A 25,412-nucleotide genomic window follows, 5' to 3' on the forward strand; every position below is an offset into this window, starting at 1 on the left:
ATCGCGCCAGGCTACTTTTGTCAAGCCGCACAGATCCGCGCGGCGACAGGCAGAGCAGACCAGAAGGCGACGAGAAGGACTCGCAAGAGGGCGACGAACGGAGAGTGCGATGGCCGGAGCGCTTCGAAAGACCATGCTGTATCTGGGCCTCGCCGACGAGCAGGGCGAGCGGGACGCGTACTACGACGAGTACGAGGACGTGGAGGAGACCGTGCAGGACCACCGACACGCCCAGGTCACGCCGCTGCACCCTGACGGCGCCCCCGGCGACGTCCCGCTGTCCACGTCCGAGCTGCGCCGGATCACCACGGTGCACCCGCGCTCGTACAACGACGCGCGGATGATCGGCGAGGCGTTCCGCTCGGGAACGCCGGTGATCATGAACCTCACCGACATGGACGACGCGGACGCCAAGCGCCTGGTCGACTTCTCCGCCGGCCTCATCTTCGGGCTGCACGGCTCGATCGACCGCGTGACCAACAAGGTCTTCCTGCTCTCGCCGGAGCACGTGGAGATCGCGGGCGAGGAGCAGGTGGCAGAGCAGCCCCCCACCACGGGCAAGGGCGGGTTCTACAACCAGAGCTGACCTGGCGGGCCCCGGCCACCCGCCAGGTGAGCACGGCCCCGCGCACCTGACCACAGGTGTGCGGGGCCTCACTGTGCCCGCCGTGCTCCGCCGGCGCCGCGCGGACCGGCTTCGCGCCCACCGTTACCGCGTCCCGCGCCGCGTCGCGTAGGTTGGTCCCGTGGCTCTGTTCTGGGGAATCATCAGTTTCGCGTTGTACATATACCTGCTGCTGCTCATCGGGCGCCTGATCTTCGACTGGGTGCAGTACTTCGCCCGCGACTGGCGGCCCTCGGGCTTCGTGCTCGTGATCGCCGAGGCGATCTACAGCGTGACCGACCCGCCGCTGCGTGTGCTGCGACGGATCATCCCGCCCCTGCGGCTCGGCTCGATCCAGCTGGACCTTGCTTTCATGGCGCTCTTTTTTCTGGTGGTTATTGCCAGATCGATCGTCGGGAGTCTCGCATTGGCCACTGCCTGACTGTGACCTGGGTCATGGGCGCGGGGGCAGGCATGTGATGAATTCGTGATCGGGCCGGGTCCTGGTGTCCAACCCAGGTAACAATCCGCTAACGTGGGAACCTGGCGGATACGCCGAAGCTTCCACCGCTGGTGAGCGCGGCACGTATCTGCCCAGCAATTCCGGCTTCAAGGCATTGAGGTGACATGCATGGCACTGCTGACAGCTGAGGACATCCTCAACAAGAAGTTCTCTGCAACAAAATTCCGTGAAGGGTATGACGTCGAGGAAGTTGACGACTTCCTCGACGAGGTCGTGCGCACCCTCACGTCCGTCCAGGAGGAGAACGAGGGGCTGCACTCCAAGCTGGCGGCGGCCGAGCGGCGGATCGCCGAGCTCTCCCGTGGCGAGGGTGCCGCGCAGCGCCAGCCCGCCGCCCCGGTCCAGCCCGCGGCGCCGGCCCCGGTCGCGCCGCCGATGGGCGGCCCGCAGGGTGCGCCCGAGCCCGAGAACGCCACGGGGATGCTCCAGCTGGCGCAGAAGCTGCACGACGACTACGTGCGCTCCGGCCAGGACGAGGGCGACCGTCTCATCTCGGAGGCGAAGGCCGAGGGTGCCCGCATCGTGCGCGACGCCGAGGAGACGAGCCACCGCACCCTGTCGCAGCTCGAGCAGGAGCGCTCGCTCCTGGAGCGCAAGATCGACGAGCTCCGCCTCTTCGAGCGGGACTACCGCACGCGGCTCAAGAGCTTCCTGCAGAACCTGCTGGGTGACCTCGACGCCCGCGGCTCCGCGGTCCCGCAGGGGCGCGGCAGCCAGCAGCAGGGTCGTCCCGCGGAGATGGCACAGGGAATCTGACGCCTGAGCGGTCGTCAGGAGCCGAGCGCCGGCCCCGGAGATCGACCTCAATGCCACCGGCGCGTGGCGGCACCCAGAGCGGCCCGTGCAGCGTGATTTCGCCGATCGTCCGGCGAGTCCCGTTGTGCGGGCCGCTTCTTGTGCTTACGCTTCTCGGACTTGACTCGGGGCGGCCGTGAAGGGGATCCCATGACCAAGCTTTCGACGACTACGCGCACCGCGCTGAAGCAGTCGTTTCCGAACCTTGCCAAAGACGTGAAGAAGTTCCCGGTACGGGAGGGTGAGGACCCGTGGACGCTGCGCGAGGTCGAGGAGCTCGCCGCTCTCCTGCTGGACGACAAGGAGCGGCTGGAGCGGGAGCTGCGGGCGGCGGACGCCGAGCTCAGCGACCTCCTGCGGAACTCCGGCGACGGCGCGGGCGACGACCAGGCGGACTACGGTTCCAGCGCGCTCGAGCGTGAGCAGGAGCTGACGCTCGTGAACAACATGCGGGACCTGCTGGAGCAGACGGCGCACGCCATCGACCGAATCGCCGCGGGCACGTACGGGGAGTGCGAGGTCACCGGCCTGCCCATCGGCAAGGCGCGTCTCCAGGCGTTCCCGCGGGCCACGCTGTCGGTCGAGGCAAAGGCGCGCGAAGAACGCCGGTAGGAGATCGCGAGTGCGGTTTTCCTGCGGCGGACATCGGGGAGAATGTGCCCGGATATCGATGCGGTGATGTCGGAGTTGCGGGTGTTGTTGGCGCATTGTCTGGGGAGTGTTTTCCGGAATGACGTATACCTTTCCGATGTCGCCTGTGTCGTTCCGATTGACACGGTGTATTTCTCGTCGGATGCTCATCGCGGTGAATCACACGGATGTCATTCGTCCGCGTGATTCACCGCTGTTCATACGACGCTATCGAGGAGACACAATGAAGCGAGGATTCCGTACGGCTGGACGCGCAGCGGCGGCCGTGGTCATGGCGGCCGGTCTGATGGGTGCCGCCGCGACGAGCGCGAGCGCGGCGGTCGACGCCGCCGAGGGCGACGGCAGCCTCAACGTCCTGAACAACGTCTGTGTCGCGCCGTGGTACTGGGAGGGCCCGGGCAACGCCAGCAACACCGGGAACGTGACCAGCTACGTCGCCTGCAACGGCGAGCAGGCCGAGATGGGCGGGGACGGCTCGATCAACGCCCTCAACAACGTCTGCGTCGCGCCGTGGCACTGGGACGGCCCGCTCAACCTGTTCAGCACGGGCAACGCGACGGAGTACGCGGCGTGCAACGGCACCGCCGTCTCCTGACCGAGTAGGTCCCCCCGGCAGGCGCCCGCGCGTCGGCGGCGCGTTCCTCCCGGCCGCATGAGATGAGCGCGCGGGGCTGCACCAGGTGAGGCTCTTTCCCGGAACTCCGGGAAAGAGCCTCACCTTCTTCTGTGCGCCGTTCTTCTCCGTTCTCGAGCGCGGGCCCGGCGACCGCCCGCAGCATGGGAGACTTTGCCTGATGTCTACTCCCGCAGAATCCTCCGCCGCGGCCGGCGGCGAGACGGATACCCCGGTCACACCCCCGCCGTCGGGCAGCCGTGCGCTGGTCGCCTGGACCGGCGTGCTCGCGGCCGTCGTCCTCGTCGCGGACCAGCTCACCAAGTGGTGGGCGGAGTCCTCGCTCACCGAGGGCGGGGAACCGGTCCAGGTGATCGGCGAGCTCCTCCAGCTGCGCCTCGTCTATAACCCGGGCGCCGCGCTGTCCATCGCCACGGGGATGACCTGGGTCCTCACGATCATCGTGGTGGTCGTCGTGATCGCGATCCTGCGGCTGATGCGCCGGATCGGCTCCCGGGGCTGGGCCGTGTCGCTCGGGCTGCTGCTCGGCGGCGCCGTCGGCAACCTCGTGGACCGACTGGTACGGGACCCGGGCTTCGCCCGCGGGCACGTCGTCGACTTCATCGACTACGCGGGATTCTTCGTGGGCAACGTCGCGGACATCGCGATCGTGGTCGCGGCCGTGTGGATCGCGGTCCTGTCCCTCCTGGGGATCGGCGTCGACGGCCGGCGGGAGAGCGACACGCGCGACGGGACGCCGTCCGCCTGATGGCGCTGCGTACGCTGCCCGTCCCGGACGGGCTCGCCGGGGAACGGGTCGACGCCGCGCTCGCGCGGATGCTCGGGCTCTCCCGCACGCGCGCGGCCGAGCTCGCCGCGTCGGGCGCGGTCCGGCTGGACGGACGCGAGGCCGGCAAGTCCGACCGGGTGCCGGGCGGTTCGAGCCTCGAGGTCGACGTGCCCGACGAGCGCGGGGACGCCGGCGGCGCCGCCGTGGAACCGGAGCCCGTGGAGGGCATGGGCATCGTGCACGACGACGACGACGTCGTGGTGATCGACAAGCCGGTCGGGGTGGCGGCCCACCCCTCGCCCGGATGGACGGGCCCGACCGTGGTCGGGGCACTGGCCGCGGCGGGCTACCGGATCTCCACCTCGGGGGCGCCGGAGCGGCAGGGGATCGTGCACCGGCTCGATGTCGGGACGTCCGGCCTGATGGTCGTCGCGAAGTCGGAGGTGGCGTACACGGCGCTGAAGCGGGCGTTCAAGGAGCGCACCGTGGAGAAGGTCTACCACGCGCTCGCGCAGGGGCACCCGGACCCGACGTCGGGCACCATCGACGCGCCCATCGGGCGGCACCCGAGCGCGGACTGGAAGTTCGCGGTGACCGCCGGGGGAAAGCCGTCGGTGACGCACTACGAGACGCTCGAGATGCTCCCGGCCGCGTCGCTGGTCGAGGTGCACCTGGAGACGGGGCGGACCCATCAGATCCGCGTGCACCTCGCCGCGCTGCGGCACCCGCTCGTCGGGGACCTGACCTACGGCGCGGACCCGGTGCTGGCGACGAGGGCGGGCATCGCGCGGCAGTGGCTGCACGCGGTGCGCCTCGGCTTCGAGCACCCCGGGACGGGCACGTGGCTGGAGGTCGCCTCCGAGTACCCGCAGGACCTCGTGGCGGCCTTGGACGTGATCGGCGGAGAGTATCGCTGATCCGGTGATCTCGCTGCTCCTGGCGGTGTGATCGGGGCGTCGGCGCGTGCGCGCATCGAGTGTCGGAGTGCCCGCATAGGATCGGCCCATGCCCACCGCGACAGCCCCTCCGGCGACCGAGAAGAGCGACGACTTCGTCCACCTGCACGTCCATACCGAGTTCTCGATGCTGGACGGTGCGGCGCGGATCGGTGACCTCATGGACGAGGTCGGTCGGCAGGGCCAGAAGGCCATCGCGACCACCGACCACGGGTACCTGTTCGGGGCGCACGAGTTCTGGGCGCAGGCCCAGAAGGCGGGCATCAAGCCGATCATCGGCGTGGAAGCGTACGTCACGCCCGGCACCAGCCGGTTCGACCAGACGCGGGTGCGGTACGGCGAGGCCGGCCAGGAGTCCGACGACGTCTCGGCACGCGGTGCGTACACCCACATGACGCTGCTGAGCAAGAACAACACCGGCATGCACAACCTGTTCCGGGCGTCGTCCCTGGCCTCCCTGGAGGGCCAGATGGGCAAGTGGCCCCGGATGGACCGGGACCTGCTGGAACGCTACTCCGAGGGGCTCATCGCGACGACCGGCTGCCCGTCGAGCGAGATCCAGGTGCGGTTGCGCCTCGGTCAGTGGGACGAGGCGGTGCGGCAGGCGGGCGAGCTGCAGGAGATCTTCGGCAAGGAGAACTACTTCGTCGAGCTGATGGACCACGGGCTCGACATCGAGACCCGGGTGACCAAGCAGCTCATCGAGCTGAGCAAGACGATCGGTGCGCCGCTGGTGGCCACCAACGACCTGCACTACGTGCGCGAGGAGGACGCGACCAGCCAGGAGGCGCTGCTCGCGATCAACTCCGGGTCCACCCTGGACGACCCGAACCGGTTCCGGTTCGGCGGCACGGGCTACTACGTGAAGTCGGCCGCCGAGATGCGGCAGATCTTCAAGGAGTTCCCCGAGGCGTGCGACAACACCCTGCTCATCGCCGAGCAGTGCGAGGTCTCGTTCAACGACCAGGCCAACTACATGCCGCGCTTCCCCGTCCCCGACGGGGAGGACGAGATCTCCTGGTTCGTCAAGGAGGTCGAGGCCGGGCTGCTGCGCCGGTACCCGAACGGCTACTCGGACGCGGTGCGCAAGCAGGCGGACTACGAGGTCGAGGTCATCATCCAGATGGGCTTCCCGGGGTACTTCCTCGTGGTCGCCGACTTCATCAACTGGTCCAAGGCGCAGGGCATCCGCGTGGGGCCGGGGCGTGGCTCCGCGGCGGGCTCGATGGTGTCCTACGTCATGGGCATCACCGAGCTCGACCCGCTCGAGCACGGCCTGATCTTCGAGCGGTTCCTCAACCCCGAGCGCGTGTCGATGCCCGATGTCGACGTGGACTTCGACGAACGCCGTCGCGGTGAGGCCATCCAGTACGTCACCGAGAAGTACGGTGACGACCGCGTGGCCATGATCGTCACCTACGGCACCATCAAGGCCAAGCAGGCCGTGAAGGACTCGGCCCGGCTGCTCGGCTTCCCCTTCGCCATGGGTGAGAAGCTCACCAAGGCGATGCCCCCCGCCGTGATGGGCAAGGACATCCCGCTGTCGGGCATCTTCGACACCCAGCACGAGCGGTACTCCGAGGCGTCGGAGTTCCGCCAGGTGCACGACACGGACCCCGAGGCGCAGCGTGTCGTCGAGCTCGCGCGCGGCATCGAAGGGCTGAAGCGGCAGTGGGGCGTGCACGCGGCCGGCGTGATCATGTCGAGCGACCCGCTGATCGACATCATCCCGATCATGAAGCGCCCCCAGGACGGCGCGGTGATCACGCAGTTCGACTACCCGACGTCCGAGGGCCTCGGCCTGATCAAGATGGACTTCCTGGGCCTGCGCAACCTCACGATCCTCGACGACGCGCTCGAGAGCATCGTGATGAACGGCAAGGACCCGGTCGACATCGAGCACGTGGAGCTCGACGACAAGGCCACCTACGAGCTGCTCGCCAGCGGCAACACGCTCGGCGTGTTCCAGCTCGACGGCGGGGCGATGCGCTCCCTGCTGCGCCAGATGCGGCCGGACAACTTCGAGGACGTCTCCGCCGTCATCGCCCTGTACCGGCCGGGCCCGATGGGCATGAACTCCCACATCAACTACGCGCTGCGCAAGAACGGCCAGCAGAAGATCGAGGCGATCCACCCCGAGGTCGTCGAGCCGTTCGCGGAGATCCTCGACGAGACGCACGGCCTGATCGTCTACCAGGAGCAGGTGCAGCGCGCCGCCCAGATCATGGCGGGCTACACGCTCGGCCAGGCCGACCTGCTGCGCCGCGCCATGGGCAAGAAGAAGCCCGAGGTGCTGGCCAAGGAGTACGTCAACTTCGAGAAGGGCGCCAAGGAGAAGGGCTACTCCGACTCCGCGATCAAGGCCGTGTGGGACACCCTGGTCCCGTTCGCCGGGTACGCCTTCAACAAGGCGCACTCCGCCGGCTACGGCCTCGTCGCGTACTGGACCGCGTTCCTCAAGGCGAACTACCCGGCCGAGTACATGGCCGCCCTCCTGCAGTCGGTGGGCGACAACAAGGACAAGATGGCGCTCTACCTCAACGAGTGCCGCCGCATGGGCATCACCGTGCTCCCGCCCGACGTCAACGACTCCGCCGTGAAGTTCACCGCCGTCGGGACCGACATCCGCTTCGGTCTCACCGGTGTGCGGAACGTGGGCAAGAACGTGGTCGACGCGATCGTCGCCGCCCGCGAGGAGCACGGCAGGTACACCTCGTTCACCGACTTCCTGGACAAGGTGCCCGCCGTCGTCTGCAACAAGCGGACCATCGAGTCGCTCATCAAGGCGGGCGCGTTCGACTCCCTCGGGCACACGCGGCGCTCGCTGCTGGTGGTGCACGAGCAGGCGGTCGACTCCGTGATCAGCGTGAAGCGCAAGGAGGCCGAGGGGCAGTTCGACCTGTTCGCGGACCTGGGCGGGGGCGACGCGGACGGGGGCGACGCGATGAGCTTCGCCGTGGACGTCCCCGAACTGCCCGACTGGGAGAAGAAGCAGAAGCTCGCCTTCGAGCGGGAGATGCTCGGCCTGTACGTCTCGGACCACCCGCTGTCCGGCCTGGACCACGTCCTGTCCCGGGCGTCGGACACGTCGGTGGCGTCGCTGATCGGCGACGGCGAGCGGCCGGAGAACTCGGTGGTCACCGTCGCGGGGCTGCTCACGTCGGTGCAGCGCAAGATGAGCAAGAACGGTAACCCGTGGGCGGCGGTCACCCTCGAGGACCTCGAGGGTGCGGTCGAGGTGATGTTCTTCGGGGAGACCTACCTGGCCTACTCGACGGTGCTCGCCGAGGACCAGGTGGTGGTGCTGCGCGGCAAGGTGCGCAAGCGTGACGACCAGGTCTCCCTGCAGGCCATGGAGGTGGCACTGCCGGACGTCACGGTGGGCGCGGACTCCCCGCTCGGGGTGACCGTGCCGCACACGCGTGCGGTGGAGCCGGTGATGGCGCGCCTGCGAGAGGTGCTCGCCGACCACCCGGGGTCCGCCGAGGTGCACGTCGCCGTGGACGAGCCGGGCAAGCGGACGGTGGTGCGCGCGGCGGACTCGCTCCGCGTGGAGAAGACGCCGGCGCTGTTCGGCGACCTCAAGGCCCTGCTCGGGCAGAGCTGCTTGTCATGAGCGACCCGACGACGAGCACGAGCGATCCGACGACGAAGCGAGGGGACGGGACCAGGATGGCCCAGGAGACGGTGACCGAGCCGGCGACCGAGGTGGTGGCCGAGCGGGCGACCGAGGCCGCGACGGAGACACCGGCCGGGGCGAGCGACCGCTACGACGAGCGCGACCACGAGAGGTTCGCCGTGGTTCCCGCCGCCTACGTGCTGCTGCGCCGCCAGGAGCCGGACAGCTGGGACGGCGGCGGCACCGTGCGCGGCGGCCTGCCCGGACCGGGCGAGGTGCTGCTGCAGCTGCGGCAGAACACCGGGTATCGCGACGGCTACTGGGCGTTCGCCGCGGCCGGGCACGTCGAGGAGGGCGAGTCGGTGGTGGATGCCGCCGTGCGAGAGGCGGCCGAGGAGCTGGGCGTGACGGTGGACCGGACGGACCTGCTCCCGCTCACGGTGATGCACCGCGGCGAGCCCGGCGGGCCCGCCGTCGAGCAGCGCGTGGACTTCTTCTTCGAGGCCCTGCGCTGGGACGGCACACCGGAGATCCAGGAGCCGGAGAAGGCCGCGGACCTGGCGTGGGTCCCGCTGGACGAGCTGCCCGTCTCGCTCGTGCCGCACGAGGCCGTCATCCTCGAAGCGGTCCGCGCCCGGGAGGCCGACGGCCGGGTCGTGCCGCCCGTCATGACGCACGGGTTCGAGGGCGCGCCGGCCGACGCCGCGGCAGGAGGCGGCGAGTGATCCGCCTCAACCCCGAGCAGCTCGTCTTCGTCACCGAGCGGCACCTGGCCACGCTCACCACGCTGCGCGCGGACGGCACACCGCACGTGGTGCCCGTGGCCTTCACCTGGGACCCGGACGCCGGCGTCGTGCGCATCACGGCGAGCCGCGGCTCCGTCAAGGCGCGCAACGCGCGGGGCCACGCGCCGGGCGCGGCCCCGCGGGCCGCGGTCTGCCAGGTCGACGGCGGCCGCTGGATCACCCTGGAGGGCACCGTCGAGGTGCGTGAGGACCCGGACGAGATCGCGGCCGCCGTCGAGCGATACGGGAAGCGCTACCGGGTGCTGGGAGCGAACCCGGACCGCATCGTCCTGCGCCTGACCCCGGACAGGGTGATGGCCAGCACGTACATGGCGTGAGACGGTCCCGCCCGCCCCCCGGATGCCGCCCCTCAGCCGACGACGGCGCTCGCCTCGCCGCCCGGCCCCCGCACCGTCACGCGGTCCCCGCGGGCGAGCTGACGGCCCCGGCGAGTCTCCGTCCGGCCGTTCACCAGGACGTCCCCGGCGGTGACGAGCTCACGGGCCTGCACGCCGTCCTCGGCGAGGTCCGCCAGCTTGAGGAACTGCCCGAGCCGGATCGACTCGTCCCGGATGGGGACCGACGCGGGTTCGGGCAGGGCACCTGGCTGCGGGTCACGGATCTTCACACCACCCATCATCGCGCACCCGCCGCACCCCGCCGTACCCCGCCGTCACCGCACCGGCCCCGTCCAGGAGCCGGCCGCGGACGCCCTCGCGCACCCGCGGAAACTAGACTGGGCTTCGTGATCCAGCGCATCGACCTGACCGGGCGCGACCTGACGTCCCCAGCAGCACGCCGCGACCTGCTCGCCACCCTGCCGCGCGCCGAGATGGGCGTGGACGACGCCGTCCGCGCCGCCGAGCCGCTCCTGCATCAGGTGCGCGACGGCGGCGCCGGAGCACTGCGCGACATCGCCGAGCGCTTCGACGGCGTCCGCCCCGAGCACCTGCGCGTCCCGCGCCAGGCGCTCGCGGCCGCCCTCGACGCCCTCGCCCCGGACATCCGTGCCGGCCTCACCGAGTCGATCCGCCGCGTCCGCGAGGTGCACGCCGCCCAGGTACCGGTCGAGCGCGTCACCGAGCCTGCCCCCGGCGCCGTCGTCCGGCAGCGGTACGTGCCCGTGCAGCGCGTCGGCCTCTACGTGCCCGGCGGCCTGGCCGTCTACCCGTCGAGCGTCGTCATGAACGTCGTCGCGGCGCAGACCGCCGGAGTCCCCGGGATCGCCCTGACCTCCCCGCCGCAGAAGGACCACGGCGGGCTCCCGCACCCCACCATCCTGGCCGCGTGCGCGCTGCTCGGCGTCGAGGAGGTGTACGCCGTCGGCGGCGCGCAGGCCGTGGCCATGTTCGCCTACGGGGCCGCGGGCACCGCACCGCAGGACGGCGAGACGCTGTGCGAACCCGTCGACGTCATCACCGGCCCCGGCAACGTCTACGTCGCCGCCGCGAAGCGCCTCGTGCGCGGCATCGTCGGGATCGACGCGGAGGCCGGCCCCACCGAGATCGCCGTCCTCGCCGACGGCACCGCCGACGCCGGCCACGTCGCCCTGGACCTCATCAGCCAGGCCGAGCACGACCCGATGGCTGCCTCCGTCCTGGTCACCGACTCGACCGGCCTCGCCGACGCCGTCACCGCGCGGCTGGCCGACCTCACCGGCGCCACGAAGCACAGCGTGCGCGTCGCCACGGCCCTGGACGGCCCGCAGTCCGCGATCGTGCTCGTGGACGACATCGACGCCGGGCTCGCCGTCGTCGACGCCTACGGCGCGGAACACCTGGAGATCCAGGCCGACGGCGCGTCAGCGCTCGCGGACCGGGTGCACAACGCGGGCGCGATCTTCGTGGGGCCGTGGTCGCCCGTCTCGCTGGGCGACTACCTGGCCGGGTCCAACCACGTGCTGCCCACCGGCGGCACCGCGCGGTTCGCGAGTGCGCTCGGCGTGCACTCGTACCTCAAGCCCGTCCAGGTGATCGAGTACACCCGCGACGCGCTGGAGCAGGTGTCCGGGCAGATCACGGCGATCGCGAACGACGAGGACCTCCCGGCGCACGGCGAGGCGGTGCAGGGCCGCTTCGCCTGAGCGGGCGGCTCAGCCCGCGTCGAGCCGGGCGTCGATCTCGTCGCGCGTCGGGATCGACGGCGCGGCGCCCGGCCGCTCCACCGCGACCGCGCCGGCCGCGACCCCGCGGCGGACGGCCTCGGCGAGCGTGCCGCCGCCGGCCAGGGACGCCGCCAGGACCCCGACGAACGTGTCGCCGGCGCCGGTCGTGTCGACGACGGCGGCGGGGAACCCGGGGTGGCGCTCGACCCTGCCGGCGGAGTCCACCACGGCTGCGCCGTCCGCGCCGAGGGTGACCACGACGTGGCGGCCGCCGCGGCAGAGGCGCGCGGCCGCGCGCAGCGGGTCGTCGCCGCCCAGCAGGGTCGCCTCGTGCTCGTTGACGACCAGCACGTCGACCGCCGCGAGGACCTCCGGCGCGAGCGGGACGGCCGGGGCCGCGTTGAGGACCACCGTGGTGCCTGCGTCGCGCGCCACCGCGACACCGTCGGCCACCGTGTCCAGGGGGATCTCGAGCTGGACGACCAGGACGGCGCTCCGGCGGATGGCGGCCCGGGTGTCCGGGCCGACGACGGCATCGCCGTTGGCGCCTGGCACCACGAGGATCGTGTTCTCCCCGGAGGGCTGGACGAGGATCGTGGCCGTGCCCGTCGGGGCGGGGGAGCGGCGGACCGCCGTGGTGTCGACGCCTTCGCCCGACAGGGTCGCGAGCAGCGTGCCGGCGTGCGCGTCGCGGCCGACGGCACCGGTGAACGCGGTGGCCGCGCCGCTGCGCGCCGCCGCGACCGCCTGGTTCAGCCCCTTGCCCCCGGCGGCCTCGCCGCGGTGCTCGGCGGTGACGGTCTCCCCGCCGGCGGGGTATCGCTCCACCGCCAGGAAGAGGTCGAGGTTCGCGCTGCCGAGAACGGTCACGTCCGTGTGCACCCTGGCAGTGTGCCAGGTGCGGGCCACCGGCTCAGCAGTGTGAAAATAACATCATCATCACGATAGAACGTCGAGACTGTTAAGGAAATGACATGAGTGACCGGACCTGGATCGGCACGAGCTGGAAGATGACCAAGACCATCGGCGAGGCGGTGGCCTACGCGCGAGAGCTCCGGCCGGAGGCGGTCCCGGACGGCGTGCAGCCGTTCGTCCTCCCCGCCCACACCGGCCTCGCGGCCGTGCGGGACGCCCTGCCGGCCGGGTCGCCGGTCCTCCTCGGGGCGCAGAACGCGCACTGGGCCGCCGAGGGTGCCGGGACCGGGGAGGTCTCGATGCGGATGGTGGCCGACGCCGGCGCCGTCGTCGTCGAGCTGGGCCACTCGGAGCGCCGGGCGGCGTTCGGGGAGACCGACGGGACCGTCGCGCGGAAGGTCCGCGCCGCGCTCGACGCGGGACTGACGCCGCTGGTCTGTGTGGGCGAGACGGCCGAGGTGCGGGACGCCGGGCGCGCCGTCGAGCACGTGGCCGGGCAGGTCCGGGCTGCTCTCGCGCACGTCGCGCGCGACGAGGTGCCGCGCGTGCTGCTCGCCTACGAGCCGGTCTGGGCGATCGGCACCGGGGGCAGGGCGGCGGCTCTCGGCGAGGTCTCGCCCGTGCTGGCCGAGGTCGCGGGCCTGGTCCGCGGCCTCGGGGCGGGTACCGGCTGCCGCGCGCTGCTGTACGGCGGGAGCGTGGACCGGGCGAACGCGGCCGGGCTGCTGGCCGACGCGCACGTCGACGGGCTCTTCGTGGGGCGCGCGGCGTGGGACGTGGCGGGCTTCCTTGGGCTGCTGCGGATCGCCTCCGGCGTGGCCGGGCGCGGGTGATTCGCGGCGGGCTGACCTGCGAGCCTGCTATGAAATGTTATTGAATCCACATCGGAGGTTGCCAAATGTGATTGTCTTCTCGTAGGGTTGACGACATCACATCGGAGTGATGGTGCGCCCCTCGCGTCGCCCACCACTCGGGTGGTCGAACGAGAGGAGACCTCATGAGCAGCCCCCGGCGGCGCGCCCCCCGATACCGGGGCGTCGTCATCGCCGCTCTCGCCGCCGTCCTCGTCGTCGCCATGGGACTCAGCACCAGGTGGCTGACTCCCGAGGAGGCCGAGGCCGTCAACCCGCCCCCCTTCGAGGCCACGGCGTTCGTCGAGGAGAAGTTCCCCGAGCAGGTGGAGCTGCTCACCGACCAGGCCACCGACGTCGCCGAGCTCGCTCCGGCGATCAGCGACGACCTGCCCGGCGCCGCCGCCGAGCACGGCGTCGACCTCGGTGGCGGGGCCTACGCGTTCCCCCTCACGGCGACCGGGACGGTGACCGAGGCCGACGAGAGCTTCGCCGTGCTGGACGTCCCCGGCCTCGCCCCGAAGTACGAGGTCAGGATCGCTCTCGGTGCCGCGGTCAACGGCAACCCGGTCCGGGACGCCAGCGGAACCATGCAGTTCGGCGACTTCCCCGACCAGACCTCGTTCCAGGCCGTCGCCAACGAGCTCAGGACGACCATCTCGCAGGACGTGCTCGCCGACGTCGACGCCGGCGCCCTCGAGGGCAAGGACGTCACCGTCTACGGGGCGTGGGGCACGGGCGGCCCGGCCGACTCGTACGTCATCCAGCCCGTCGCGATCGAGGTGGCGCCATGACCGACGACGACGTCGTGCTGCGGGCCGTCGACATCACCAAGACCTACGGCGTCACCCGCGCCCTCAAGGGCGTCAACTTCGAGGTCCGCCGCGGCACCGTGACCGTCCTCTTCGGGGAGAACGGCGCCGGGAAGTCGACGCTGATGAAGATCATGTCCGGCGTCGAGCAGCCGACGTCGGGCCGCCTGGAGCTGGACGGCCGGGTGGTCACGCTGGAGTCGACCACGCACGCCGAGGACCTGGGCATCTCGATCATCCACCAGGAGCTGAACCTCTGCCCGAACCTCAGCGTCCGGGACAACATCTTCATGGGCCGCGAGCTGCGGACCACGCGCGGCCTCGACTACGCGGCCGAGAGCGAGATCACGCGCGCCGTGATGGCCCGGCTCGAGGAGGCGATCGACCCGAAGACGCTGGTGGCCGACCTGCGTCTCGGCCAGCAGCAGATCGTGGAGATCGCCCGCGCGCTGTCCGCCGAGGCGCGGATCCTCATCATGGACGAGCCGACGTCGGCCCTCAGCGCCTCCGAGGTGGAGGTGCTGTTCCGCCTGATCCGCGAGCTCACCGCGCAGGGCGTCGCGATCGTGTACATCTCCCACCACCTGGAGGAGGCGATCGAGATCGCCGACCAGGCCGTGGTGTTCCGCGACGGCGACCTGATCGCCACCGCGGACGCCGCCGACATCGACCTGCCCTGGGTGATCTCCCGGATGGTGGGCCGCGAGAACGAGCACGACTTCTCCGGGCGGCCGCGCCGGCACGGGGACGTGATGCTGTCGGTCGAGCGGCTCCGCGTCGTCGACCAGGTCTCGGGGCGGATCGCCGTCCCGGAGCTGGACCTGGAGGTCCGGGCGGGCGAGATCGTCTGCCTCTACGGGCTGATGGGCGCCGGCCGCACCGAGCTGCTGGAGGCGCTCGCCGGCCGGCAGCCGATCGCGTCCGGCCGCGCCCTGCTCGACGGCGACGACCTGGCCGGGCTGCCGGTCCGCGAGAGGATCGCCCGCGGCGTCTGCCTGGTGCCGGAGGACCGGCAGCGCGACGGCCTCGTCCAGCTGATGTCCGTCGGCCAGAACCTCTCGCTGGCCAGCCTGGGGTCGATGGTGCGGGGGCTGCTGCTGCGGCGTCGCAAGGAGGCCGCGAGCGTCGACTGGGCCGTCAAGGAGGTCACGGTCAAGACCGCGGGCACCGACGCCCCGATCACCTCGCTCAGCGGCGGCAACCAGCAGAAGGTGGTCATCGGCAAGACGCTCATGACCGACCCGCTGGTCCTGCTCCTCGACGAGCCGACGCGCGGCATCGACGTCGGCGCCAAGGCCGAGGTCTTCTCCCTGCTCTTCAAGGAGGCGGAGAAAGGTCTGGCCGTACTCTATGCGACCTCGGAGATCTCCGAGGCGCTCTCCTCCTCGCACCGGATCGTCGTCCTGAACAAGGGGCGCGTCGTGCGGGAGTTCGACCCGGCCCGCACGAACCGCGAAGCGGTCATGGCCGCCTCGGGCGAGGCCACCCCCGAGGACGCACACCTGGGAGCGACACAGTGAGTATCACCAAGACCGTGGCCGGTGGCGGCCGCAAGCTGAACCTCAGCACCGTCCTCGTCGAGGGGCGGGCGCTCGTCGCCCTGCTCATCATCGTCGTGGTCTTCTCGGCGCTGTCGCCGAACTTCCTCGCCCCCGACAACCTCATCATCATGACGCGCCACGTCGCGATGAACGCGATCCTGGCGATCGGGATGCTGATGGTCATCCTCAACGGGGGCATCGACCTCTCGGTCGGCTCCAGCGTCGGGCTCTCCGGCGTGATCGCCGGCTACCTGCTGCAGGGCGCCGCGGTGCCGGGCACCGACCTGGTGGCCTACCCGCCGGTCTGGGTGGTGATCATCATCTCCCTGGGCGTCGGGTCCCTGGTGGGCTATGTCAACGGCCTGCTGGTCTCCAGACTGAGCGTGGCGCCGTTCATCGCCACGCTCGGGATGCTCTACGTCGCCCGCGGCCTCGCGCTGCTCATCACCAACGGCGAGACCTTCACCCGGCTGCGGGGCGAGGACGAGCTCGGGAACACCGGGTTCCTGGAAGTGCTCGCCAGCGCCCCGCTCGGCATCCCGATGCCCGTGTGGATGATGGTCGTCTTCGCCCTGGTCTTCTCCGTGATCCTCAACCGGACCGCGTTCGGCCGCTGGCTGTACGCCACCGGTGGCAACGAGCGGGCCGCGGACCTCTCCGGGGTTCCGGTCCGGCTGGTGAAGGTCACGATCTACGTGATGTCCGGCTTCTGCGCCGCGACGGTCGGGCTGCTCCTGGCGGCCGACCTGCCGGCGGCCACCCCGCGCGGCGGCGAGCTGTTCGAGCTGAACGCGATCGCCGCGGTCGTCATCGGCGGCGCCGCGCTGTCCGGCGGGCGCGGCACCATCCGCGGCACCGTGATCGGTGCCTTCGTGATCGGGTTCCTGGTCGACGGCCTGGTCCTGGTCGGCGTCTCGGTCTTCTGGCAGCAGGTCATCAAGGGCGCGGTCATCATCCTCGCCGTCGCCGTCGACCAGCTCCAGCGGAGGGCCCAGCAGCGCGGCTCCGTGCGCAGGGCGGCCGCCGGTCCACCCCGTCCGGAGCCCGAGGAGCTGGTCAAGGCCTGATTCCCGCTCCGCCCGGAGCATCCGACGAACTCGAGTGACAACGACGTCCCCTGGGACTTCTAGGAAAGGAACGATCCCATGATCCGCAAGACACTTGCCGGCGGCCTCGCCGTGCTGGCCCTGGTGGGCACCACCGCGTGCGGTGCCACCGGCTCCGAGGCGTCGGGCGGCGGCGACGGCCCCGGCACGATCGCCGTCATCACCGTCGACCCGTCGAACCCGTACTGGAAGGCCGAGGTGGACACCGCGGTCTCCGAGGCGGAGGCGCTCGGGTACGAGACCACCGTCAACGCCCACAACAACGACGCCGACCAGCAGAACCAGTTCATCGACGGCGCCATCAGCCAGGGCGTCGACGCCATCATCCTCGACCCCGCCGGTGCGGACGAGAGCGTGGGCGCCGTGAGCAAGGCGACTGACGCCGGCATCCCGGTCTTCCTGGTCAACGCGGAGATCGCCGAGCAGGGCATCGCCCACTCGCAGATCGTCTCCAACAACGCGCAGGGCGCGACCCTGGGCGCGCAGGAGTTCGCCGAGGCCGTGGGCGGCGAGGGCGAGTACGTCGAGCTGTTCGGCAACCCGACCGACAACAACGCCCAGGTGCGCTCCGACGGCTACGAGGGCGTGCTCTCCCAGTACCCGGACCTGGAGCTGGTGCAGGAGGAGACCGCCAACTGGGACCGCCAGGAGGGCAAGGAGAAGATGGAGGTCATGCTCGCGGCGCACCCCGACATCGTCGGCGTGGTCTCGGGCAACGACGAGATGGCGCTCGGCGCCATCCAGGCCCTCAAGGACGCCGGGAAGCTCGACCAGGTCAAGGTGCTGGGCTTCGACGGCAACCCGGACGCCGTCGAGGCGGTCGAGGCCGGGGACATGGTCGCGACCGTGCTGCAGCCCATCGTGCAGGGCACCACGCTCGCCGTCGAGCAGGCGCACGACTACCTGGAGAACGGCGAGACCGGCGTCGCCGACGAGAAGCAGGCGATCGACTGCGTGCTCATCACCGCAGACAATGCGGACACCGTGGACGATTTCGTCGTCAGCGAATGACCTGCCGGGCCGGCCGGGCGTTCCCGCCCGGCCGGCCCGCCGAACCCGAAGGAGAACCTGATGACCGAGCACGCGGCCCCCGGCGGAAAGCCGAAGCGCACCAGCAAGGCGGAGGTCCGCCAGTCGCAGATCGCCGACCACGTGACCACGCTCGGGTCCGCCTCGCCCCAGGAGCTCGCCGCCGAGTTCGGCGTCAGCGCCATGACGGTCCACCGGGATCTCGAGGTGCTGGAGCGCCGGGGCGTCGTGCGGCGCTTCCACGGCGGTGTGACGGCGCAGTCATCAGGCGTGTTCGAACCCGGGCTGGCCCAGCGGATGAAGGCCCGGATCGACGAGAAGACGAAGATCGCGCACGCCGCGCTCGACCTCGTCGAGCCGGGCATGTCGATCCTGCTCGACGACTCCACCACCGTGCGGCAGATGATCCCCGGCCTGCAGGACAAGACGCCGCTGCACGTGGGGACGATGTTCCTGGAGGGCATGCGGATGCTCAGCCAGCTGGCGACGCGCAGCGAGCTCACCGTCATCGGGCTCGGTGGTGTGTACAACGCGTCCCACGACTGCTTCGTCGGCCTCCAGTGCGTGGAGCAGATCAGGGCGATGCGCGCCGACGCGGTGTTCCTGTCCTCCTCGGCGGTGTCGGCCACCGACGCCTTCCACCAGGAGGAGCGGATCGTCGAGCTGAAGCGCGAGCTCGTCGGCGCGGCGACGCGCCGCTACCTCCTCATCGACGGCGCGAAGCTCGGCAAGGTCGCCCTGCACCGGGTGGTGCCGCTCGACGTCTTCGACCTCGTCATCACCGACGGCGACGCCGACCCGGAGATCCTGCAGGCCTGGGACTCCGCCGGCATCCCCTACCGCGTGGCCTGACCGCACGCCGCGCCGCCCGACCCCACCTCACCGAAGGAAGCAGCCATGAGCACCACCACAGCCACCAGCACCCCGGCGGGCGCCGCCGTGCCCGAGACCATGCGCGCCGTGATCTGCCACGCGCCCGGCGACTACCGGATGCAGGAGGTGCCCGTGCCCCGGCCCGGTCCGGGGGAGGTGCTCGTCCGCGTCGAGGCCGTCGGCATCTGTGCCAGCGACCTGAAGTGCTACCACGGCGCCCCCAAGTTCTGGGGCGACGCGAACCGTCCCGCGTGGGCCGAGACCGAGGTCGTCCCGGGGCACGAGTTCGTGGGCGAGGTCGTCTCGCTCGACGACGAGGCCGCGCGGCGTCGCGGCGTCGCGGTCGGTGACCGCGTGGTGGCCGAGCAGATCGTCCCGTGCTGGGAGTGCCGGTACTGCAAGCGCGGGGAGTACTGGATGTGCGCCCCGCACGACATGTTCGGGTTCAAGCGGCGCACCCCGGGCGCCATGGCGTCGTACATGGTCTACCCGGCCGAGGCGCTCGTGCACCGGATCAGCAAGGACCTGCCCGCGGCCCACGCGGCGTTCACCGAGCCGCTGTCGTGCGCGCTGCACGCCGTCGAGCGCGGCCGTATCACGTTCGAGGACGTCGTCGTGGTCGCCGGGTGCGGCCCGATCGGGCTCGGCATGATCGCCGGTGCCGCCGCGAAGAACCCGGCCGCGGTGGTGGCGCTCGACATGTCCCCGACGAAGCTCGCCCTCGCCGAGAAGTGCGGCGCCACCCACACCGTGAACATCGCGGAGGAGGACCCGGCCGAGCTCGTCGAGGAGCTCACCGAGGGCTACGGGGCCGACGTCTACCTGGAGGGCACGGGCCACCCGTCCGCCGTCGGCCAGGGGCTCAAGCTGCTGCGCAAGCTGGGCCGGTACGTGGAGTACAGCGTCTTCGGCTCCGACGTCACCGTCGACTGGAGCATCATCAGCGACGACAAGGAGCTCGACGTCCTCGGCGCGCACCTCGGCCCGCACTGCTGGCCGGCCGCGATCCGGATGATCGAGTCCGGGCGGCTCCCGATGGACGAGATCTGCTCGCACCAGCTCCCGCTCGAGCGGTTCCAGGAGGGCCTCGACCTGGTCGCCGCAGGCGACGAGTCCGTCAAGGTCTCGCTCATCCCGGCCTGGCCGCACCCCCGAAAGGACGAATCGCGATGACGCGCCTCTACAACGACCCGGCAGCCTTCACCCAGGACGCGATGACCGGCTTCACCGACGCCCACCAGCGATATGTCGCGCCGGTCCCCGGCGGAGTGGTCCGCACGACGAGAACCCGCCCCGGGAAGGTGGCCGTGGTGGTGGGCGGCGGGTCCGGCCACTACCCGGCGTTCTGCGGGGTCGTCGGGCCCGGGTTCGCCGACGGCGCCGTCGTCGGCAACGTCTTCACGTCGCCGTCCGCGGCCGACGCCGTGTCGGTCGCCCGTGCGGCCGACAGCGGAGCCGGCGTGGTGTTCAGCACCGGCAACTACGCCGGCGACGTCATGAACTTCAACCAGGCCGTCGAACGCCTCCAGGACGAGGGCGTCGCCGCCCGCTACGTCCTGGTGACCGACGACGTCGCCAGCGCGCCCAGCACCGAGCGGGCCAGGCGCCGCGGCATCGCGGGCGACGTCACGGTCTTCAAGGCGATGTCGGCCGCCGCCGAGGAGGGCTGCTCCCTCGACGAGGTGGTGCGGGTCGGCGAGCACGCCAACGACCGCACGCGCACGCTCGGCGTGGCGTTCGACGGGTGCACCCTGCCCGGTGCGGACGACCCCCTCTTCACGGTGGAGCCCGGGCACATGGGTCTGGGCCTCGGCATCCACGGCGAGCCCGGCATCTCCGACGAGAAGCTGCCCACCGCGCGGGAGCTGGCCAGGACGCTGGTCGACGGCGTGCTGGCCGACGCCCCGCAGGGCGCGGGCCGGCGCGTCACCGCCATCCTCAACGGACTCGGCCGCACCAAGTACGAGGAGCTGTTCATCGTCTGGGGCACCGTGGCGCGCCTCCTGCGGGAGGCGGGGTACGAGGTGGTCGAGCCCGACGTCGGGGAGCTGGTGACCAGCCTGGACATGGCCGGATGCTCGCTGACGGTGATGTGGCTCGACGACGAGCTGGAGCGTCTCTGGGCAGCGCCCGCCGACACGCCCGCCTACCGCAAGGGGGCCGTGACCGCGTCCGCGACGGGGGAGCGCCGCACCGCGGCGGACACCCTGCTCGCGGCCGAGGGGACGGCCACCGGGCCCGCGGACGAGGAGGCGCAGGAGGTGGCAGGGACGGTCCTCGTCTCGCTGGAGGCGATCGCCGCTGCCATGACCGAGGCGGAGGACGAGCTCGGCCGCATCGACGCGGTCGCCGGTGACGGCGACCACGGGCGCGGCATGGTCAACGGGAGCACCGCCGCGGTGGCCGCGGCCCGGGCCGCCGTCGAGCGCGGCGCCGGACCCCGCACCACCCTGGACGCGGCCGGCGACGCGTGGGCCGCCAAGGCCGGAGGCAGCTCGGGGGTGCTCTGGGGCAACGCGCTGGTCGCCGTCGGCAAGGAGTTCGGCGACGCGGGGCGACCCTCCGGGGCGACCGTCGCGGCCGCCGTGAGCGCCGGGTACGACGCCCTGGTGAAGCTCGGCGGCGCCGCGCCCGGCGACAAGACCATGCTCGACGCGCTGCTCCCCTTCGCTCACGCGCTCACCGCCGGCGTGGCCGGCGGGCGCTCCCTGGCGGACGCGTGGGAGCACGCCGCCCGCGAGGCGACGACGTCGGCGGCACGGACCGCCGGGATGCGGCCCCGGGTGGGGCGTGCCAGGCCGCTCGCCGAGCGGAGCCTGGGCACCCCCGACGCGGGCGCCGTCTCGATGGCGATGTGCCTGACGACGGTGGCGGGCGTGCTCGCCCGGACGGGCCGGCGACAGGAGGAGGAGCGGTGATGGGAGACGACGGACTGCGCGTCGTGGTCGGGTGCGACGAGGCCGGGCTGAGCTACAAGAAGGCGCTCGCCTCCGACTTCGCCGCGGACGACCGCGTGGCCGAGGTGATCGACATCGGCGTCTACGCCGACGAGGACACCGACTACCCGCACGTGGCGATCGCCGCGGGGAGGCTGATCGCGGCGGGGGAGGCGGACCGCGCCCTGCTGGTGTGCGGCACCGGGCTCGGCGTCGCGATCAGCGCGAACAAGATCGGCGGGATCCGGGCCGTGACCGCGCACGACAGCTACTCCGTCGAGCGCGCGGTGCTGAGCAACGACGCGCAGGTGCTCTGCTTCGGCGAGCGGGTGGTCGGCCTGGAGCTGGCCCGGCGGCTCGCCGCCGAGTGGCTCGGGTACACGTTCGACCCGACGTCGGCGTCCGCCCGGAAGGTGGACGCGATCCGGGAGTACGAGGAGACCGGGATCGAGCCCACGGGCTGCTGACCAGGCGTCCGGCCACGCCTGTGGAGGACGCTCGGCGGGGTGTCGGACACCCGTGGAAGGATCGGGGCATGACTTCGATCCCCGTGCCACGCATCGACGCCGAGTCGATCAAGCGCCTCGTCGGCGGCGGTGCGTTCGAGCGGGGAAAGACCTACCGGCGCACCGGCCACGTCCTGGAGCGGACGTGGGACTTCGCGTCGCTGACCGTCACCGGGCTGGTCGCGGGGACCGCGCCGCACCCGTACGAGTGCCGGATCCGCTACTCCCTCGGCGCGCTCGGGCGGTTCGCGGTCCGGGACACGGAGTGCGGCTGCCCCGTGGGTGGGTACTGCAAGCACGTGGTCGCGGTGCTCCTGGACCTCCTGGAGTCCGACGACGGTCCGGGCTCGGACGGCGGGGCGGGGCACGCGCCGTGGCGCGGCTGGCTGCGGCGGGTGACCTCGGCGCCGGTCCCGGCGCACCGGGCGGCGCCGGGCGCCGCGCCGCAGCTCGCGCTCGGGATCCAGGTCAAGGAGCGGGTGGACGGCACGGTGCTGCAGGCCAAGCCGGTGCGCCGCACGCAGCAGGGCACGTGGAGCAAGGCCAACGACATCACGTGGGACGCGCTGCGGTTCGGGTACGCGCACGCCGGCGGCGTGCTTCCGGGCGGACGCGCCGGCGCCTGGTTCGCCGAGCTCGGCGACCTCACCGGGAGCCGCTACGGCACGGGCGCGTGGCGGGACCTCGGCGACTTCGGCCGGCTCCTGTGGCCGCTGCTCGCCGAGGCGCCCGAGGCGGGGATCCCGGTGGTCGGGGTCCGCCGCGGGGACGAGCTGCGGCTCGTCTCGGCGTCGGCCATGGCGCTGGAGCTCGCGCGGGCCGGCGACGGCCCGGGCCTGCGGGTGACCCTGTCCGTGACGTTCGACGGCGAGCCGCCCGTGCCGGACGCGGTGGTCGGTGCGCTGGGCGAGCACGGCCTGTTCGCCGTGACGCGGGAGGGTTCCACGAAGCGCGTGATCACGCTGGGGCCCACGGCCGAGCCGCTGGGCGAGGCGCAGGTCGACGCGCTGCGGATGCCCGCGCTGGAGGTCCCCGAGCGGGACGTGCCGGAGTTCCTCTCCGACTTCTACCCGCGGCTGCGCGGCCGGATGAGCGTGCGCGCGGGAGACGGCGTCGAGCTCCCCCAGGACGCACGGCCGGTCCTCGTGTGCACGGCGGTGTTCGCCGGGTCGGCCCGGGCGACGGTGACGTGGTCCTGGCAGTACGGCACGGGCGCGGCCGCGCGCCGCCACACCATCCCCGACCACGGTCCCACGGACCTGCGCGACATCGAGGGCGAGGCGCGGATCTCCGCCGAGGCGGCCGAGGTGGTACGGCGCAGCCCGAAGTTCGCCGGGTTCCGGCTGGCGGGCCGGCACGAGGTGGGCGACCTCGCCGTGCTGGAGCTCGCGACCGAGGTGCTGCCCGCGCTCGAGGAGCTGGCGGACGTGCGCGTCGAGACGCACGAACAGCCTGAGTACCGGGAGCTGAGCGACGTCCCGGTGGTGTCGGTCTCGGCCACGGGCTCCAGCGAGATGGACTGGTTCGATCTCGGGATCTCGGTGAGCGTGGCCGGCCGGGAGGTCCCGCTGCCGGTGCTGCTGGCCGCGCTGACCCGCGGCGACAGCCGCGTCGTGCTGCCGGACGGCGCCTGGCTGCGCACCGGACATCCGTCCCTGGACCGGCTGCGGACGCTCGTCGAGGAGGCGGTGCGGCTCAGCGACCGGCCCGGGACGCTGCGCCTGTCGCGGTACAACGCGAGCCTGTGGGGGGACCTGGAGGAGGTGGCGGACGTCGTCGAGCAGTCCGAGGCGTGGCGGCGGTCGGTGGGCGACCTGCTCGCGCTGACGGGCAGGCCCGGAGCAGCTCCGGACGGCGCCGTGGCGCCGGCCGCCGACGCCGTGCCGCTGCCGACCGGGCTGAAGGCGGAGCTGCGCCCCTACCAGCGGCACGGCTACGCGTGGCTGGCGTTCCTGGCGGACCACGGTCTCGGTGGGATCCTGGCGGACGACATGGGGCTCGGCAAGACCGTGCAGACCCTGGCGTTCATCGCCCGTGACCGCGAAGGGCTCGGCACCGGCCCGCCGCGGGCGCCGGGCGACACGCCGTTCCTGGTGGTGGCGCCGGCGTCGGTGATCGGCAACTGGGTGGCGGAGGCCGGGCGGTTCACCCCGGACCTGCGGGTGGCGGAGCTGTCGTCGACCCCGGGCCGGCTCGGCACGACCGTGCCGGAGGTCGCCGGCGCCGCCGACGTCGTCGTGACCAGCTACGCGATCTTCCGTCTGGCCCACGACGGGTTCCGCGAGGTCGACTGGGGCGGGCTCATCCTGGACGAGGCGCAGTTCGCCAAGAACCACGCCACGCGGGCCAACGAGACGGCGCGGCTGCTGCGTGCTCCGTTCAAGCTGGCGATCACCGGCACGCCCATGGAGAACAACCTCATGGAGCTGTGGTCGCTGCTCGCGATCACCGCGCCGGGGCTGTACGGCTCGGCCGGGCGGTTCCGGGAGGACTACGTCCGGGTCGTCGAGGCGGGAGCGAAGGACCCACAGCTCGCCGGGGAGGCGGACCGGGCCGTGGCGCGGCTGCGCCGCCGGATCCGGCCGCTCCTGCTGCGGCGCACCAAGGAGCAGGTGGCGCCGGAGCTCCCGGAGCGGCAGGAGCAGATCCTCAGCGTGGACCTGCACGCGAAGCACCGTGTCGTCTACGACCGGCACCTGCAGCGCGAGCGCTCCCGGATGCTGGGCCTGCTCGAGGACTTCGACACCAACCGGATCGCGATCTTCCGGTCCCTGACGATCCTGCGCCGGCTCGCGCTGGACGCCTCCCTCGTCGACCCGGACGCCTACGAGGGTGTGCCGTCGGCCAAGCTCGACCTGCTCGCCGAGCAGCTGGCGGAGGTGGCCGCCGAGGGGCACCGCGCGCTCGTGTTCAGCCAGTTCACGTCGTTCCTGCAGCTGGCCCGGGACCGGCTGACCGCGGCGGGCCTCGCCACCGAGTACCTCGACGGGGCGACGACGCGCCGGGCCGAGGTGATCCGGCGGTTCAAGGAGGGTGACGCGCCCGTGTTCCTCATCTCCCTCAAGGCGGGCGGGTTCGGCCTGAACCTCACGGAGGCCGACTACGTGTACCTGCTCGATCCGTGGTGGAACCCGGCGACGGAGGCGCAGGCCGTGGACCGCACGCACCGGATCGGGCAGACCCGCAACGTCATGGTGTTCCGGATGATGTCGGCGGGAACCATCGAGGAGAAGGTGATGGCCCTCAAGGAGCGCAAGGCGAAGCTGTTCGACGCCGTGATGAGCGACGACGACGGCACGTTCGGCGGAGGGCTGAGCGCCGACGACATCCGCGGCCTGCTCGACGGGGTGTAGACGTGGCGACGGCCAGGCCGGCTCCGTTCGCGCTGCGAAACGTTTCTTGC

23 protein-coding genes are annotated in these 25,412 nt (G+C 71.8%); 21 read left to right on the top strand and 2 right to left on the bottom strand.

Going from position 1 to position 25,412, the window contains the following annotated elements; all coding sequences use genetic code 11:
• Nucleotides 1-109: 109 nt before the first annotated feature.
• The 10 genes from ACYU96_RS08765 (at nucleotide 110) to ACYU96_RS08810 (ending at nucleotide 9,674) form a co-directional block, all read left to right on the top strand.
• Entirely contained in the window at nucleotides 110-586 is a 477-nt protein-coding gene (locus ACYU96_RS08765; protein ID WP_460751724.1) for a cell division protein SepF, read from the top strand.
• Nucleotides 587-746: 160 nt separating this feature from the next.
• On the top strand, nucleotides 747-1,046 hold the full coding sequence (locus ACYU96_RS08770; RefSeq protein WP_460751727.1) for a YggT family protein: 300 nt from the start codon (nucleotides 747-749) through the stop codon (nucleotides 1,044-1,046).
• Nucleotides 1,047-1,235: 189 nt separating this feature from the next.
• Nucleotides 1,236-1,883 (top strand): DivIVA domain-containing protein, encoded by a 648-nt coding sequence (locus ACYU96_RS08775; protein WP_460751729.1) that lies wholly within the window; start codon nucleotides 1,236-1,238, stop codon nucleotides 1,881-1,883.
• A gap of 189 nt (nucleotides 1,884-2,072) precedes the next feature.
• Nucleotides 2,073-2,534, top strand: coding sequence for a TraR/DksA family transcriptional regulator (locus ACYU96_RS08780; protein ID WP_460751732.1), 462 nt, complete (start codon nucleotides 2,073-2,075; stop codon nucleotides 2,532-2,534).
• 262 nt (nucleotides 2,535-2,796) lie between these two features.
• Nucleotides 2,797-3,168, top strand: coding sequence for a hypothetical protein (locus ACYU96_RS08785; protein ID WP_460751734.1), 372 nt, complete (start codon nucleotides 2,797-2,799; stop codon nucleotides 3,166-3,168).
• Between the two features lie 199 nt (nucleotides 3,169-3,367).
• Nucleotides 3,368-3,955: a signal peptidase II gene (locus ACYU96_RS08790; RefSeq protein WP_460751736.1), complete on the top strand. Its 588-nt coding sequence runs from the start codon at nucleotides 3,368-3,370 to the stop codon at nucleotides 3,953-3,955.
• Nucleotides 3,955-4,893, top strand: a complete 939-nt coding sequence (locus ACYU96_RS08795) for an RluA family pseudouridine synthase (protein WP_460751739.1) — start codon at nucleotides 3,955-3,957, stop codon at nucleotides 4,891-4,893. Before ACYU96_RS08790 ends, ACYU96_RS08795 begins: the two co-directional genes overlap by 1 nt.
• Before the next feature lie 88 nt (nucleotides 4,894-4,981).
• Nucleotides 4,982-8,548 (top strand): DNA polymerase III subunit alpha, encoded by a 3,567-nt coding sequence (dnaE, locus tag ACYU96_RS08800; RefSeq protein ID WP_460751742.1) that lies wholly within the window; start codon nucleotides 4,982-4,984, stop codon nucleotides 8,546-8,548.
• Nucleotides 8,545-9,276, top strand: a complete 732-nt coding sequence (locus ACYU96_RS08805; protein WP_460751745.1) for an NUDIX hydrolase — start codon at nucleotides 8,545-8,547, stop codon at nucleotides 9,274-9,276. Before dnaE ends, ACYU96_RS08805 begins: the two co-directional genes overlap by 4 nt.
• Entirely contained in the window at nucleotides 9,273-9,674 is a 402-nt protein-coding gene (locus ACYU96_RS08810; protein ID WP_460751748.1) for a pyridoxamine 5'-phosphate oxidase family protein, read from the top strand. Before ACYU96_RS08805 ends, ACYU96_RS08810 begins: the two co-directional genes overlap by 4 nt.
• A gap of 32 nt (nucleotides 9,675-9,706) precedes the next feature.
• Here the strand turns inward: ACYU96_RS08810 and ACYU96_RS08815 are convergent, their stop codons facing one another.
• Nucleotides 9,707-9,964, bottom strand: a complete 258-nt coding sequence (locus tag ACYU96_RS08815; protein ID WP_460751751.1) for an RNA-binding S4 domain-containing protein — start codon at nucleotides 9,962-9,964, stop codon at nucleotides 9,707-9,709.
• A gap of 117 nt (nucleotides 9,965-10,081) precedes the next feature.
• On the opposite strand from ACYU96_RS08815, the gene hisD reads away from it, so the two are divergent.
• Nucleotides 10,082-11,419, top strand: coding sequence for a histidinol dehydrogenase (hisD, locus tag ACYU96_RS08820; RefSeq protein WP_460751754.1), 1,338 nt, complete (start codon nucleotides 10,082-10,084; stop codon nucleotides 11,417-11,419).
• Nucleotides 11,420-11,428: 9 nt separating this feature from the next.
• Here hisD and ACYU96_RS08825 read toward each other — a convergent pair whose 3' ends face one another.
• Entirely contained in the window at nucleotides 11,429-12,322 is an 894-nt protein-coding gene (locus tag ACYU96_RS08825) for a ribokinase (protein WP_460751756.1), read from the bottom strand.
• 92 nt (nucleotides 12,323-12,414) lie between these two features.
• Here ACYU96_RS08825 and ACYU96_RS08830 point away from each other — a divergent pair, with 92 nt between their 5' ends.
• The 10 genes from ACYU96_RS08830 (at nucleotide 12,415) to ACYU96_RS08875 (ending at nucleotide 25,362) form a co-directional block, all read left to right on the top strand.
• On the top strand, nucleotides 12,415-13,188 hold the full coding sequence (locus ACYU96_RS08830; RefSeq protein WP_460751759.1) for a triose-phosphate isomerase: 774 nt from the start codon (nucleotides 12,415-12,417) through the stop codon (nucleotides 13,186-13,188).
• A 164-nt stretch (nucleotides 13,189-13,352) separates the two neighbouring features.
• The gene (locus ACYU96_RS08835; protein ID WP_460751762.1) at nucleotides 13,353-14,000 is read left to right on the top strand and encodes a DUF2291 family protein; all 648 of its coding nucleotides are present in this window, start codon (nucleotides 13,353-13,355) and stop codon (nucleotides 13,998-14,000) included.
• Nucleotides 13,997-15,538, top strand: coding sequence for a sugar ABC transporter ATP-binding protein (locus ACYU96_RS08840; protein ID WP_460751765.1), 1,542 nt, complete (start codon nucleotides 13,997-13,999; stop codon nucleotides 15,536-15,538). Before ACYU96_RS08835 ends, ACYU96_RS08840 begins: the two co-directional genes overlap by 4 nt.
• Entirely contained in the window at nucleotides 15,535-16,626 is a 1,092-nt protein-coding gene (locus tag ACYU96_RS08845; RefSeq protein ID WP_460751768.1) for an ABC transporter permease, read from the top strand. Before ACYU96_RS08840 ends, ACYU96_RS08845 begins: the two co-directional genes overlap by 4 nt.
• 78 nt (nucleotides 16,627-16,704) lie before the next feature.
• Nucleotides 16,705-17,676, top strand: coding sequence for a substrate-binding domain-containing protein (locus ACYU96_RS08850; RefSeq protein WP_460751771.1), 972 nt, complete (start codon nucleotides 16,705-16,707; stop codon nucleotides 17,674-17,676).
• Between the two features lie 60 nt (nucleotides 17,677-17,736).
• On the top strand, nucleotides 17,737-18,546 hold the full coding sequence (locus ACYU96_RS08855; protein WP_460751774.1) for a DeoR/GlpR family DNA-binding transcription regulator: 810 nt from the start codon (nucleotides 17,737-17,739) through the stop codon (nucleotides 18,544-18,546).
• Between the two features lie 45 nt (nucleotides 18,547-18,591).
• The gene (locus ACYU96_RS08860; RefSeq protein WP_460751777.1) at nucleotides 18,592-19,740 is read left to right on the top strand and encodes an alcohol dehydrogenase catalytic domain-containing protein; all 1,149 of its coding nucleotides are present in this window, start codon (nucleotides 18,592-18,594) and stop codon (nucleotides 19,738-19,740) included.
• The gene (locus ACYU96_RS08865) at nucleotides 19,737-21,485 is read left to right on the top strand and encodes a dihydroxyacetone kinase family protein (protein WP_460751779.1); all 1,749 of its coding nucleotides are present in this window, start codon (nucleotides 19,737-19,739) and stop codon (nucleotides 21,483-21,485) included. The genes ACYU96_RS08860 and ACYU96_RS08865 overlap by 4 nt, the downstream gene beginning before the upstream one ends.
• Nucleotides 21,485-21,970 carry a ribose-5-phosphate isomerase gene (locus ACYU96_RS08870; protein WP_460751782.1) on the top strand — a complete coding sequence of 162 codons (486 nt, stop codon included), beginning with the start codon at nucleotides 21,485-21,487 and terminating at the stop codon, nucleotides 21,968-21,970. The genes ACYU96_RS08865 and ACYU96_RS08870 overlap by 1 nt, the downstream gene beginning before the upstream one ends.
• A gap of 68 nt (nucleotides 21,971-22,038) precedes the next feature.
• Complete coding sequence (locus tag ACYU96_RS08875; protein ID WP_460751784.1) at nucleotides 22,039-25,362, top strand: DEAD/DEAH box helicase; 3,324 nt, start codon at nucleotides 22,039-22,041, stop codon at nucleotides 25,360-25,362.
• Nucleotides 25,363-25,412: the final 50 nt, after the last annotated feature.

This window comes from Myceligenerans cantabricum (genome assembly GCF_054777735.1).

What these genes read in the sequence shown, in the direction of transcription:
- ACYU96_RS08875 (WP_460751784.1), top strand. Translation starts at nt 22,039, where the DNA reads ATGACTTCGATCCCCGTGCCACGCATCGACGCCGAGTCGATCAAGCGC.
- ACYU96_RS08805 (WP_460751745.1), top strand. Translation starts at nt 8,545, where the DNA reads ATGAGCGACCCGACGACGAGCACGAGCGATCCGACGACGAAGCGAGGG.
- ACYU96_RS08775 (WP_460751729.1), top strand. Translation starts at nt 1,236, where the DNA reads ATGGCACTGCTGACAGCTGAGGACATCCTCAACAAGAAGTTCTCTGCA.
- ACYU96_RS08765 (WP_460751724.1), top strand. Translation starts at nt 110, where the DNA reads ATGGCCGGAGCGCTTCGAAAGACCATGCTGTATCTGGGCCTCGCCGAC.
- ACYU96_RS08855 (WP_460751774.1), top strand. Translation starts at nt 17,737, where the DNA reads ATGACCGAGCACGCGGCCCCCGGCGGAAAGCCGAAGCGCACCAGCAAG.
- ACYU96_RS08840 (WP_460751765.1), top strand. Translation starts at nt 13,997, where the DNA reads ATGACCGACGACGACGTCGTGCTGCGGGCCGTCGACATCACCAAGACC.
- ACYU96_RS08830 (WP_460751759.1), top strand. Translation starts at nt 12,415, where the DNA reads ATGAGTGACCGGACCTGGATCGGCACGAGCTGGAAGATGACCAAGACC.
- ACYU96_RS08865 (WP_460751779.1), top strand. Translation starts at nt 19,737, where the DNA reads ATGACGCGCCTCTACAACGACCCGGCAGCCTTCACCCAGGACGCGATG.
- ACYU96_RS08870 (WP_460751782.1), top strand. Translation starts at nt 21,485, where the DNA reads ATGGGAGACGACGGACTGCGCGTCGTGGTCGGGTGCGACGAGGCCGGG.
- ACYU96_RS08790 (WP_460751736.1), top strand. Translation starts at nt 3,368, where the DNA reads ATGTCTACTCCCGCAGAATCCTCCGCCGCGGCCGGCGGCGAGACGGAT.
- ACYU96_RS08795 (WP_460751739.1), top strand. Translation starts at nt 3,955, where the DNA reads ATGGCGCTGCGTACGCTGCCCGTCCCGGACGGGCTCGCCGGGGAACGG.
- ACYU96_RS08785 (WP_460751734.1), top strand. Translation starts at nt 2,797, where the DNA reads ATGAAGCGAGGATTCCGTACGGCTGGACGCGCAGCGGCGGCCGTGGTC.
- dnaE (WP_460751742.1), top strand. Translation starts at nt 4,982, where the DNA reads ATGCCCACCGCGACAGCCCCTCCGGCGACCGAGAAGAGCGACGACTTC.
- ACYU96_RS08780 (WP_460751732.1), top strand. Translation starts at nt 2,073, where the DNA reads ATGACCAAGCTTTCGACGACTACGCGCACCGCGCTGAAGCAGTCGTTT.
- ACYU96_RS08835 (WP_460751762.1), top strand. Translation starts at nt 13,353, where the DNA reads ATGAGCAGCCCCCGGCGGCGCGCCCCCCGATACCGGGGCGTCGTCATC.
- ACYU96_RS08850 (WP_460751771.1), top strand. Translation starts at nt 16,705, where the DNA reads ATGATCCGCAAGACACTTGCCGGCGGCCTCGCCGTGCTGGCCCTGGTG.
- ACYU96_RS08860 (WP_460751777.1), top strand. Translation starts at nt 18,592, where the DNA reads ATGAGCACCACCACAGCCACCAGCACCCCGGCGGGCGCCGCCGTGCCC.